This window comes from Pelagibius marinus, assembly GCF_014925385.1.
GTDB lineage: Bacteria > Pseudomonadota > Alphaproteobacteria > Kiloniellales > Kiloniellaceae > Pelagibius > Pelagibius marinus.
In genome coordinates, this window is the sequence record NZ_JACSDK010000014.1 from 56,634 (window position 1) to 69,233 (window position 12,600).

The 12,600-nt window shown below is 62.2% G+C and carries 9 protein-coding genes; 1 reads left to right on the forward strand and 8 read right to left on the reverse strand.

All coding sequences use genetic code 11. The features are described 5' to 3' along the window. Positions 1–2: 2 nt before the first annotated feature. On the reverse strand, positions 3–2,063 hold the full coding sequence (gene prsK / locus H7X47_RS16320; RefSeq protein ID WP_193369787.1) for an XrtA/PEP-CTERM system histidine kinase PrsK: 2,061 nt from the start codon (positions 2,061–2,063) through the stop codon (positions 3–5). A 527-nt stretch (positions 2,064–2,590) separates the two neighbouring features. Here prsK and prsT point away from each other — a divergent pair. Continuing rightward, on the forward strand, positions 2,591–5,377 hold the full coding sequence (gene prsT / locus H7X47_RS16325; protein ID WP_193369788.1) for an XrtA/PEP-CTERM system TPR-repeat protein PrsT: 2,787 nt from the start codon (positions 2,591–2,593) through the stop codon (positions 5,375–5,377). 225 nt (positions 5,378–5,602) lie between these two features. On the opposite strand, the gene H7X47_RS16330 is transcribed toward prsT, so the two are convergent. The 7 genes from H7X47_RS16330 to H7X47_RS16360 all read right to left on the reverse strand — a co-directional run bounded on the left by H7X47_RS16330 (position 5,603) and on the right by H7X47_RS16360 (position 12,599). Then, on the reverse strand, positions 5,603–6,586 hold the full coding sequence (locus tag H7X47_RS16330) for a PEP-CTERM sorting domain-containing protein (RefSeq protein ID WP_193369789.1): 984 nt from the start codon (positions 6,584–6,586) through the stop codon (positions 5,603–5,605). 392 nt (positions 6,587–6,978) lie between these two features. Beyond that, complete coding sequence (locus H7X47_RS16335; RefSeq protein ID WP_227010550.1) at positions 6,979–7,857, reverse strand: ThiF family adenylyltransferase; 879 nt, start codon at positions 7,855–7,857, stop codon at positions 6,979–6,981. 54 nt (positions 7,858–7,911) lie between these two features. Next, a complete protein-coding gene (locus H7X47_RS16340; protein WP_193369791.1) occupies positions 7,912–8,724 on the reverse strand; it encodes a PEP-CTERM/exosortase system-associated acyltransferase in 813 nt (270 codons plus the stop codon). Between the two features lie 293 nt (positions 8,725–9,017). Continuing rightward, complete coding sequence (locus tag H7X47_RS16345) at positions 9,018–9,878, reverse strand: PEP-CTERM/exosortase system-associated acyltransferase (protein ID WP_193369792.1); 861 nt, start codon at positions 9,876–9,878, stop codon at positions 9,018–9,020. 788 nt (positions 9,879–10,666) lie between these two features. Further along, complete coding sequence (locus H7X47_RS16350) at positions 10,667–11,515, reverse strand: hydrolase 1, exosortase A system-associated (RefSeq protein WP_193369793.1); 849 nt, start codon at positions 11,513–11,515, stop codon at positions 10,667–10,669. Next, positions 11,512–12,327, reverse strand: coding sequence for a hydrolase 2, exosortase A system-associated (locus tag H7X47_RS16355; RefSeq protein ID WP_193369794.1), 816 nt, complete (start codon positions 12,325–12,327; stop codon positions 11,512–11,514). The genes H7X47_RS16350 and H7X47_RS16355 overlap by 4 nt, the downstream gene beginning before the upstream one ends. Positions 12,328–12,347: 20 nt before the next feature. Further along, positions 12,348–12,599: an acyl carrier protein gene (locus tag H7X47_RS16360; protein WP_193369795.1), complete on the reverse strand. Its 252-nt coding sequence runs from the start codon at positions 12,597–12,599 to the stop codon at positions 12,348–12,350. Position 12,600 lies beyond the last annotated feature (1 nt).

Consider the following 12,600-nt stretch of genomic DNA (forward strand, 5'->3'; position numbering starts at 1 on the left):
GTTCAATCAGCACAGTTTTGAATCTCTTGCAACACGGGCAGGGTGACTCGCATGGTAGTGCCGGCGCCGACACTGCTGATGGCTTCCAGGTCGCCGCCCAGTTCTCGGGCATAGGTGCGACACTGGAAGGCGCCGATTCCCATGCCACCGCGCTTGGTGGAGCTGAAGGGCCGGAACAGTTCGTTGCGGATGAACGCCAGATCCATGCCGCTGCCGGAGTCCCGCACTTCGATGACCGCGGTGTTTCTGCTCTGGCTCAGGCCGACAACGATCCCGCGGTTGCCGGAGCATTCGATGGCATTCTGGAACAGGTGGCGCAGGATGGCATCCACCCGCCGAACATCCGCCCTGACCTGGAGGTCTGCGAGGTCGGGCGGGCAGTTGAAGGAAACGCCTGCGCTTGCGAGGGACTTCTCACCGATGATTGCCCTGATCAGGGGGCACACGGCCACACCTTCCAGGCTGGCGGTATCCGGTTCCTCCTTTAGGCGCGCCATGAGGTGGTTCATCCGCTCCACCGCGGACTTGACCGTCGCCAGCATGTCCTGTTGAAACTCCGGCCGGTCACCGAATTTCTCAAAATTCTGCACGATTAGTGAGAGCTGGCTGACCAGATTCTTGATGTCGTGCGTGACGAAGGCGTAACGCTGGTTGAACTTCTCGAACTCGCGAGTCTCGGCCAGAGCGCGGGCCGCGCGCTGCTCGGACAGGTAACCTGCAGCCTCGCGGCTCGCCATGGTCACCAGCTCGATATCCTCCCGGTCGAGGCGCCTGGACACACGAGGCGCGGCCAGCAGCACGAGGCCCATGAGCCTGTCGTGATGAAACAGCGGCAGCAGGAAGCGGGCAGTGTCGATCTCGGTGATGGCCGGCGGCAGCCGTGGCCTATCCCGGTCATGGGCAAATTCGTCGAGATGCCTGAGATCCAGAACTTCCTCGTGGTCGTGGAAGGTGGAGATCACCTGGATGGCGTCACTGCCGGCCATGCTGGAAGCCGGAAGGTTCCAGGTCGCTGCGAGCGCCAAGCCGGAGCCTTCGACCATCCAGAGGGCACCAGCCGGGCTGTCCAGCAGGTCGGCCAGGGCCTTGACCACGCGCAGGTCGAGGGGGTCTTCCTGGTCGCTGGCGGAAATCCTCTGCAGGAGGCGGCGCCACTCCTGCCGGTAGTCGAATTTTTGCTTTTGCAGGTGCTCCGCCAGGAAGCGTCGGATGTAGGAGCGTAGCGTCCCCGACAGCAGGGAAGCGCAAAGCAGCAGGATCGCGGCGAATACGAAGATGATCTGGGCGGCTTGGCTCCAGCTGCCGCCGTAGTCGCGGATATAGTAGGCCGCCAGCGCCATCAGGCCGAGGTAGGCGCCGGTCACCACTATCACAGTCGAGCCGAAGACCATCTGGGAGGAGAGGGCCAGGGAAAGATGCCGGGCCTCGGCGCGGAAGATGTTAATGACGAAGAGAGGGACGAGAGACAGCATGACGAAGCCGCGGACGCCCAGGAATGCCTCATCGATCGAGCGGTAGAGCAGCGCGTCGGCGAAAAAGAAGACGTCATAGGCAAACATGCCGCCGACTGCGAGACAGAGATACTTCACGCCCCAGCGATCACCGCGCCGGAAGCTGCGAAAGACGGTCTCGGTAAGCGAAAGCCCGCCGGCCGAGATGACTAACCCGAGGCCGATTGTCAGCGTTGTAGGCGGCTGTTCCGAGAAGGCGTGCAGGAGGTCGATGACGACGGTCGCGGCTGTCAACCCGGCAATGACCAGCCACCCCAGGCGAATGCGGCGGGGATGGTTGTTCCGCATCTCCGCGCTGAGGGCGATCAGCATCCAGAGGAACAGGACCCAAGCCAGGGAGGCGAGGTGGTGCAACAGGCTTACCAGGGAAGACAGTTCGGGCGGCAGGGGGTAGAGCAGCGCTGCGCCGGCCCAGGCGGCAGTGATCAAGGTGGCCAGGACGAACGCATGCCCCGGCCACGCCCAGCGTCCCCAGAGAACGTAAATCAGGGCGAGCGCCAGGTAGCCCCCAACGGTAGCGATGTAGCCGAGCTGATCGAATGCTGTTGTCACTTTGTTTCAGCGCCCCGGAACCTGATCGGACGACGCACAACCGGATAACGGTGACCCGGCCGCTAGCCTATGCGGCCTCGAGAGCGCCACGCCTTCTCACGGGCCGCTGCTCTGCCGCTTCAGACAGTCAATATCGCCCGGCTTCGGTTTCAGGCAAAGCCGATGGCGTGGCTCTCGCGCCTTATGAAATGGAGTTGTCGATTATCATAAAGAGCGCAGCGACAGAATGGCGGCCTGTATCGGCAGGTTGATCGAATATCTCACCTGAATCGGACTTGCTACCCCTTGGGCGTCCCTGAAAGATGTCTGTTGCGGCCCTGCTCTGCAATCCAAGGGGCCTTGGCGCCCAACTGAAGGCCGCCTGGGTCGGACAATGCAACGGCTGTTGGTCCGGAGGGCATCCTGTGGCCGCACCCGAGCGGGAAGGAGGAAAGTCCGTGCCTAGGATCAGTCCGCCGCTTACGAGCGCGCTATCATTCCGCCGTCTTTCACAGCGACCGCTTTCACAGGGATTTAGGCTGCTCGGCGTGACGCTTCTGCTCGGCAGCTTCCTGCTATTCGGGGCAGCTGCCTTTGATCAAGCGGCTGCGCAGAGCGAAAGCTATCGGAGGGCGCAGCAGTATCTGGAATCCGGGGATACCGCCGCCGCGCTTATCGAAATCAAGAACGCCCTTCAGGCTGACTCGAACAGCGCGCCGGCGCGGATACTGCTGGGCGAGATCTACCTTAAAATCGGGGACCCGCAAGCAGCGGAGACCGCGTTCTTGCGGGCCCGCGAGCTTGGCGCCGATGACGAGAGGCTTGATCTCATGATTGCTTATGCCCGCCTGGGGCAGGGCGCCTTCAGCGAGGTCTTGTCGGAGGCTACCGGTCAGGCAGGGGGCTCTACGCCGGTGCAGAGAGACCTCATCGTGGCAAGGGGCGACGCCTTGCTCGCTCTTCAAAAAGTCGGTGAGGCGGAAGAAGCCTATGACTCGGTCCTCGCGTTGGCGCCGCACGCCCTGGCGTACCGTGGCAAGGCCGCCATTGCACTCGCCCGTCAGCAGCCGGAGAAGAGCCGCAAATTGCTGGATCGGGCGCTTGCGCTGGAACCGGAGAACGCCGATATCATAACGGCAGACGCCGAGATGTATTTCCGCGATGGAAAGTACGACATCGCCCGTCAGCGTTTCGAGCGGGCTGTCGAACTCAACCCGATCCTGCTGCTCCCGCGCCTCGGCGTGATCCGGGCCGCACTTGCCGAAGGGGACGTCAAGGGCGCCCTGGCGAAGATGACGAAACTCAAGGCGGCCCAGCCGAACAGCGGCCTGGTGCTGTTTCAGGACAGTGTCGTTCAACTGGCGGCAAAGAACTTCGAAGCGGCCAAGCGTTCCGCCGATGAGGTCCTGGCCATCAACCGCTATCACACGATGGCGCTCAATGTTGCCGGCATCAGTGCTTACTCGCTCGGCCTCTACGAGCAGGCCGCCGCCCGCCTGACCCAGTATCTGCAGACAGTGCCGGAAGACCGGCAGGCACGCATAGTCCTCTCGGCGACCTTCTTGGAATTGAAGGATGTTCCGGCGGCCAAGGCGACGTTGCGGCCTCTGCTCACTGAGCAGCCGCGGGACGCCAAAGTGCTTGCCATGATGGGAACCGCCGAGGCCTTGGCCGGCAACACTGATGCAGCTATCCAATATCTGGACGAAGCCGTGGCTGCGTCTCCCGAGGACGCCGTGCTGCGATCGCAGCTCGGCTTGGTCAGACTCGGTGCCGGCCGGACCTCACAGATGGTCGCCGGCACGCCGCCAGCCGCGGGGTCCGAGGGCCCCACCGGCACCCAGGCAAGCGGCACCGAGCCCAATGAGGTCGCCCTTATCCTGGGGTTGCTGAGAGCCGGCGAATTCGACCTGGCCCTGGAGAACGCGCAGCGCCTGCTGGAAAACGAACCGGATAGCCCCCGATTGCTGGTCCTCACCGGCCTCGCGCACCTCGGACGTTCGGAGAAGGAACTGGCGGAGAAGGCCTTTTCGCGCGCCGTGGATTTGGATCCAGCTTCGACCGATGCCACGCTGAACCTGGCGCGGCTGAAGGCGCAGGACGGTGATCTGGAGACGGCCGAGACACTTTTGCAGGGCCTCGTTGCACGACAACCCGATAACTACCTGGCGATGCTGGACCTCTCCTCCCTGGCCGGGCAATCCGGAAATGTCAGAGCACAAGCGGACTGGCTGGAGAGGGCCGTCGCGGCCCAGCCGACGTTGCCGACCCCGCGACTCAGGCTCGCGCTGCTCTATTTGCACAATCAGGCCGCCCTGAAGGCCCTGGAAGCGGCAGAGCCCGGTTTGGCCCAGAACCCCGACAGCAGGGAGTTTCTCGGCGTTGTCGGTCAAGCGCAGCTGCAGGCCGGCCAGACCGATGAGGCGATCTCGACGTTTGGGCGACTTGTAGAGCTCGCTCCCGAGGCGGTGGAGGCACACTACCTGCTGGCCAGGGCTTACGGCCTGGCCGGAAAGCACGCGGAGATGAAGTCCCAGCTCAATCGTGCTCTGGAGATCGACCCCAAGCATTTGCCGTCGCAGGTTGCGCTCGTGCGTTTCCTGGTGCTTGACGGCGAGCTGGAGCAGGCCCGAAGGGAAATGGCGGAGCTCAAGGCGGCACACCCTGACAATCCCGAGGTGCTGGCACAGGAAGGCTGGATGGATCTTCGGCAGGGCGATGCCGGCGCGGCGGCGAGGCTGCTGCAAGCGGCCCTCGATCGTTCGGGATTGCAGGCAAGCCGGGACCTTGTCGAAAACCTTGCGCAGGCGCACTGGCGGGCGCGCAACTGGGATGCGAGCGTCGCGGTGCGGGAAGACTGGTTGGACAGGAATCCCAAAGACGTTCCGATGCTGCTAGCCGTGGCGCAGTCCTACGCTCAGCTGGGCCGTGTCGATGACGCGACTACCGCTTTCCGGGCGGTGCACAGCCTGCATCCCGGCAGCGTCCTTGCCTTGAACAATCTGGCCTGGCTCCTTCAGAAGGCGGCCCCGGATGAGGCACTCGAATATGCCGAAGAAGCCAACAGGCTGGCGCCGGGAACGCCTTGGGTCATGGATACCCTGGGGTGGCTGCTGCTGGAGCGCGGCGACACGCTCAGAGCGAAGGGTCTCTTCGCAGATGCGGCTGCGAAGGCGCCGGAGAATCCTCAGTATCGCTACCACCTTGCCCAGGCGCTCGGACGGTCAGGCCAGAAGGATGAGGCGAGGCAGATCCTGGAGGCGCTTCTTCTGGACGAGAGGCTGGCGTCCGACCATGACAAGATTCGTGGCATGCTTCAGCAGGTCGGCGACTGAAGCCTCAGGAGAGTAAGCCGCCCCTTTTTCGGGGCCCGGGTCTGTTGCCGGCCTCTGTAGTGGCACAGTCAGCGGCCGGGAGTCAGAGCCCCTCTCTGCTGCAGTCCGTGGTGGCCGGCCGCTTTGGCCATAGGACTCATACCATTTCGGCAAAGAGAAAGAGCACCGGAAACCGGTGCTCTTTCTTTTATGAAACCAGGAGATCGGTTCTGCGAAGCAGGCCCCTTACGCCTGCGGGGACTGCCGGCGGATGGCAATGCCGATGGCGCCAAGTGCCAGGAAGCCGACACCGAACATCAGGAGGGATGCCGGTTCCGGAACCTGCAGCACGAAGTCAATGCTGCCGTCATGGTCCGAGTCCACCGTGAACAGCGCGTCTCCCTCCTCACAGGTACCGGCCAGGAAGCAGGCGCTCGGAGTGGTGATCACGTTGTCGGTGTTCTGGTCGATAAAGACCGCGATCTCGACCAGGCTGCCGAGCAGATCGTTGAAATCCAGATCGCCGTCGACAAAGAACCAGAAGTCCGCCAGGGCGAAGGTCACTTCGCCGATCAGCGTTGAGGTGCCGCGCAGGAAGTCGCCGGTGGCGGCATCGAAGACGTTGGTGCCTTCGCCGCCGACGATCAACACGGAGAGGACCAGGGTGCCGTCGTTGAAGGTCGCGTCGACGTCGTCGGTTTCAGCGATGGTCGCCCCATAGTCGAAATTCGTGCGGCCGGCGCCATTCACGCCGAAGTCGACGTAGAAATTGAAGGTCGTATTGCCGACCGCGTCGTAGGTGATATTGCCGATCAGCTCGCCGGCATCCTCAGGGTTGGGCGAAAGCGCTGTCGAGGTGCCGGTCAGGCCGGTCCACTCCGCCGTCAACTGGTAGCCGCCGAGGCTATTCAGGCCTTCGGTGTCGCCACCGCCGCCGGGAATGAAGCCCGTGACGTTCAGGTGGCCACTGTCCGAGAAGGCGTCGCCGTCGCTCAGCATGCTGTCCCCGTCGCTGTCGAACTGGGTGGTCGTCGTGTTGGCGAAGACGCCGAGCTGGTCGAAGGATTCCGTTATCTGATCGGGATCGATTATCCCGTCCAGGTCAGTATGGCCATCAACGCCGCCGCCGGCGCTGAAATCCATATAGACGGCGTCGGCATGAGCAACTCCCGCCAGCCCGAAGACCATGGCGCCCACGAACAGCGGAGCGAAAAGTGTTTTCTTGTTCATGCTTCCGATCTCCTTTGGTCTGCTGCAGCGGCAAGAGGCGGCGCTACAGACCTATCCTCACTATCCCTGGCATCGCCCACGGCGGTGCCTGGTTCCTATAGGAAGCAAAGCGCGTGCCAATCTGACATTGACCGTCAAGGCATTGATATATTGGGGAGAAATAAGAAGGCGCCGAAACCCGGCGAACGCCGGCGCAGAAACTGTAAAAATGTCTTACGACGACCCGGGGGGCGTTTGGGGGCTGTGTCTTGCCGGAAAGGGGCGGCGGCTCTTCAAAAAGCTGGGGGGGATCCTATCCTATTGTTCCATAATCGAAAATGGCTGACTGGTCGGGAAGGGGTGGGGCAGTAAAGTTCTTTGACACGTCACCGGCGCCTTGTCGCCGGGCCGTGTCACCTGCCGTGCAGCAGCCGCTTGATCTGCTTCTCGACCGCCCTGAGTTTCAGACGCTGCAACGGGTTGTCGTTGCCGAGGAAAAGGCGTCGGCAGACGAAGCGGCCCTGATGGACGTCAAACTGATGGTAGTAGGGGGCGGGGCGAATGCGACCGCGGCGTAAGAGGATCTTGACTGCCTCCGCGCCGACGACGCCGGCACAGAGTTGTACCGCGGCGGCGGAGGAGGGGCCGCGCCGTTCCACGAGGTTCAGCCGACTCGGATCGACAAGGTAGTTTCGGTGCAGCCCCTTCGGGGCCAGCCCAAGCAGAAACCGCGCGTACTGGCGCTCCTCCGGCAGGCCTTCCATACGGAAGTACTGTTCGAATGTCATGCCGCCGGGCAGGAAGATGAGATAGCAGGTTCCGAAGCCGATGGGACCGGCAGTGATGGCTGGGATACCGAGTTCGGCGCAGCGACGGAAGACTTTCGCCCTAATACCGGGAACGAAGAAATCGAACCCGTCGACGAAGAGTTCGGCGTGGGAGAGGAAAGCGTCGATGTTGGCTTCGGTGATTCCTTCGGGAAAGCTCTCGATCTCCAATTGAGGGTTGATGTCGCGAGCCATTTCGGCCATGACCTCAACCTTCGGGCGGCCTATCGTCGAGACGGCGGCGCCGGCCTGGCGGTTAAAGTTCGCCAATTCGAATATGTCCATGTCGGAGATGTTGAACGCGCCGACTCCCATGCGCGTCAGAGTCAGCAGATGGGCGCCGCCGACGCCGCCCATCCCGGCAATGGCAATCCGCTTGCGGCGGAGCTCCTGCTGTTCATCCGCGGTGATCCAGCCGATGTTGCGGTCGAATGCCCGGTCATACTCGAAGTCGCTGTCGATCATCCAAACAAACATCCATTGCTGACGGTCGGCGATGACTCAGCGTGGCGAAGATTCTCACTCGGAGCGGCCGGACTGCAGACTCACCAGGCGATCCCAGTGTTGTCCGCCGTCGGTGAGGATGTCCCAAACGTCCGGCCGCTCCGTTTGCACCTGGGTCAGCATGGTGTCGAGCTTGATCAGACAGGGCTGCCGGTGGCCGTGGTAATCGACCAGGGGGCCGATGTCCTTGAAATGAATGCCCAATCGAGCCAAGAGACGCAGCAGGGGGCGCTCCATCACCGCGCACCAGTAGTAAATGCCGTGGTCGAGACTGATCTGCACAAGGCCCTCGATCAGGCCGAGCGTCATGTTGGGAATGATGCGCCGCTGATGCTCTCTCTGCTCTGGCTCGTTGCTGCGGGGGTACAGCCAATCGCCCTGGCGTTTGCGGAATTCCTTGGAGATGCAGAAGCGGGAGATCTCTCCCATCTCCTGCACTGGAAAGAGTTCCGGCTGGAAGATGGTAGGATCCGTGCAGACCTGTTGCAGGGCGAAGCTGTGTTCGGGAGCATTCTGGTCGGGCAGGATCAGGCGCACCGCACCCGCCCAGCTGTGGGTAGGTAGGTGCAGCAGGAGGCAGTGAACGGCACGCTCGTCGTAGGTATCACGCTCTCGGCCGTCCGGATTGTCTGCAGGATCTTCGAAGGGATTCTCAATGCAATAGACCTGGTAGCGCAGGCGAAATGCTGCGTCACGCAGTGCATCATCCTCCTCTCCAACCACTACAGTCTCGAAATACTGCCGATAGCTGTCCCGGGCAGGCGGCATTGCGACGTTCCGTTTCGGCCCAGCGCCTGGAGGCGTAGGCGTGACCTTTTCCGGCGCCATTGGAACTCCGGAGTTTGGGAGTGACCCTGACGTCACAATCATACCGTCAAACAAAAAAAGCAACTGCCGTCGCGGCGCTGCCACTCTCAACACAGATTTCAGGCGACGTTTCAACCACAAAAAATGCAGAGGCTGCGGCGCGAAACTGCTGCTGGGAGGCGGGCCGTGCTACGACCAAAAAAGAATGGATTTGCAAGTCGCGCCCATGCGTTCGCGACGGTTTAGGGTGGCGTCCTCAGCACGAAAGCGAGTGCCAACCGAGTTGCGGCAAGTGGCGAATCGGCCAGCGGCGTTCAGGCCACGGACTTTCCGTATGCACTGGAGAGCAGAAAACCGCCGACCGTAATGATATCCCAAAACTCCGGCTGCTCGACTTCTGCGCGAGCGAGCAGGGCCTGCAGGTCGGCAAAGCAGATCTGCCGCAGTCCCCGGTGCTCGACCAGCGGACCGGCATTCTGAAAATGCAACCCGAAGCCGCGTAAGCGCCGAAGCAGGCTCGGTTCCGCCGCAAGACACCAGTGCGTGATTCCGTGCTTCATGCTGAGGCGCACCAGTCCACGAATTAGTCCGAGTGACATGTACGGCAGCAGCTTGCCGCTACTTTGCAGAGCACGCATGGACAGACTGGATCTGTCCCGGACGGCTTCCTGCGATTGCCAGAGAATGTCCCGCGCCGATCGGGTAATCGCGAAGCGCGACACCTCTGCAGTCGTCGCCTTGGGCAGGCTCCTGAGAACGTCGATGCTTTCCTTTGGGGCGTACTCGGCCAGAGGAAGCGCTTTAATCCCCGATGTCCTGTGCGCAGCGGGAACCAGTCGCACGGTACCCAGCGGACGCCTGCCGGCTCGTTCCCTGAGAAGGCAATGCAGCGCGGTGTCGTCGTAGCCGTCTCGCTCCAGCCCGTTCGGACAAGCTTCGGCGTCTTCAAATCCACGGTCCAAACAATAGACGAGGTAACGCAGTCGAAAGGCAGCCTCCGCGTCCTGTGAGGTTGAAACCGGGGACTCGCTGAACACCTCATCGAAGTGACACAAAACCTCAAGTCGTTTGCTGGAGGGGGCAGGCGTTGCCGCTTCCGGTATGCTGCTTATCGGTTGTTGCAATGTGGTGAGGGCGGGGTGGTCGTGGAGGTGACGAGGCAGCTGAGATCCCATTTTTTTCCGTGGCCTAGGAGTCGGTAGCGGAGATGCGCGGGGCGCAACGGAAAGAATCGCTGGCGGATGACAACAAATTATTAACCAGTCGTTCTTTTCTTGGCGGGAAAGCCAAAAGGCTTTTATTTGCCACAAACAGCGTTTTGTTGCGGACAGGCCCATTTCTTCGCGCGCGCAAATGACCCCGAAGGGATCGCGACAAAAAGAGGCGTCCCGCAAGGACTTGGCGGGTGCGGTGACGAATTGTGGAAGTTGGCGCACTCCCCCAAAAGCGCCGTAGGCAGTGTTTTAGGGCCAGCAATTCTGTGGTAACTGCAAATCCAAAAGAGTTAGTGGATGATAATCGGCTTTCTCCCGAACCGTTGTGATCTTTTGCGGTTTACTGGTTTTTTTTGGGTCGGGCGGTGGTTTTTAGGTAAATGTTCTGAGGCTGGCATGAACCATTCAGTCGAAATAAGGGCGGAGATAGTAATTCGCGCCGCGATTCAACTATTTCATGTACCAAAAAGCGTCGCAATCACGACTCGAGAAGGGGGCGACGGTGAGGCAGCTACCGCCTGCGGCCCGTCGGCGGCGACGGAGCGTGCACAGTGGGAGGGGGTGGCGGAACACTGGTACTGCGCTTGCCTTTCGCGGAACGGGGGCTCTGCGGGACACGCATCCGGATGAAACCGGCCTGCTCCCTGATCGACGGTGCCGCATCGTTCTTTATGCTCCAGAATACAACGTAAACGATGCACAGGATGAAAACGCCAAACGCGATCGAGAACAGCACTTTGCAACTCCTTTCACCAGCCGCGCAGCCAGTCTAAGGTCCAGCAGGCAACCTTGTCACGCCAGGTGCGGCGCGAGAACGTGTGGTCGGCCGGCGCCAGTTTTTCCCACCGGACCCGCACTTCGGCCGTCAGTCGGCGCCAAGTCTCCGATTTCTGTACCGTATCCTCGAACTCTCTTGCCGTCAGATCCTGGCCGCTCGTGATGAGCAGCACGGGTCCGCCAAATCGGGCAAAGCCCTCGGCCATCCGATCCGCCAGCGGCGCGTGTGAGTCGGGAGGCCGGGTGGTGCGGAATCGACGGGCCAGCAGTTGCATCAGGGATGTGGCTGCCGTGTGAGGTTTCACTTGTCCCGTTAGGAGGCGGCGCCAAAAATCGCGCGCCATCAGTCGTCTCAGATAGTAGTGACGCAGAAAGACAGCCGCTTCGCTCTGCGGCGTGCGCACCCAGGGATTCAGCAGCACCACTCCCGCTACCCTGGGATCGCGGTGGGCATAGAACAGAATTGCCGACGCGGCATCGCAGAGACCCCAGAGCACCACTTCCTCCAGTTCAGGACAGGCGGCGAGAAAGGCATCGACCGCGGTGCCGATGTCGTCGTCCAGCGCTTCGAAACCGGGGTAGGTCCCACCGCTGTCGCCGATGCCCCGATGGTCAAAGCGCATTGCCGCAACACCATGCGCGGCCAGGGTGCGTGCCAGCAGCAGGAACTGGCGGTGACTGCCGATGCGGTATTGCGGCCCGCCGACCACGATCAGGACGCCGCGCCGGGCCGCCACGGCGGGCAAATGGACAATGCCGACCAGCGTGGCAGTGCCGCAGGTAAAGGTTAGTGCTCGCTCTTGCGGCTGAGCGCGGGTCATGCTCGAAACAGAGCCTCCGTCGCCTCGAGAAGTTTTGGCGCCACGGTGATCTCCTGAAGGGACCAGAACGGATCGCCGCTGACTGCATGGGCGCGTAACCGCCGCTTTCGATTCCCGAGCTCCTCCAGCAGTTGCCGCGTGGAAAGGGCGACCGCCGGATCGTCGCCTGCTCTGACCTCCAGAACGTCAAGCGGCAGTTCCTCAGGGCGCTGCAGCATGCCGGCAAGCTGGCGCTCCGCTATTGCCCGAGCCAGAGGCGAGGCCAGTTCGTAGCCGGCAATTTCCAAAGCCTCTCCTTGCCACAGGCGCGCCCGCAGTTCCTTGGTGGTCTCTGCTTCGGAGCTTTTGTCCATACCGGCCGCCACGCGTAGGCGGAGAAACTGGGTTAGGAAGCGATCACCCGAGAGGATCGGCTGCCACAGCAGCAGGCAGGCCGGCGGCTGGGCCGCTTCCGACGTGACCTCGGCAGCCAGCAAGGCGCCGAGCCGCAGGCCCCAGAGGCCGACCCGGGCTCCGCTGCGCTCTTTCAGCCAGGCGATCGCAGTCTTTGCGTCCTCTCGCCAAATCTCCCAGCGGGCATCGCCGAAATCGCCTGCGCTGTCCCCGGTCCCAAAGGGATCAAGAAGGAGCACATCGATCCCGAGCGCCGCCAGCCGGCCCGCCTGCAGGCTGGCCATGCGACGCGAGCGGTTCATCTCCTCGGCGAAGGGGGGCAGATACACCAAACCCAGTTTGACTCGGCGTCGGGGTCGAGCGGGATGGTAGATCGCAAAGAGCGTACCTGCGCAACCTTCAAGGAAGAGCGCCTGCATGTCGGTCGTTTGCATCGCCGTCAGGCAACGAGCTTTCTTTCGACAAAGCGGGTAAGGCTGTCCAAGGTCGCAAAGACCTCGGCCGAGATGTCATCGTCGTCGACTTGGATGTCGAACTGCTCTTCGAGACCCGTAACCACCGCAACCACCGCCATGGAATCGAACTCCGGGATGCTGCCGAAGAGCGGTGTCGAGGGGTCCAGAACCACCATCCGGTCGCCCACCTGCAAGACCTCCTGCAATACGCGTCGCACGTCATCGATGACGGACATC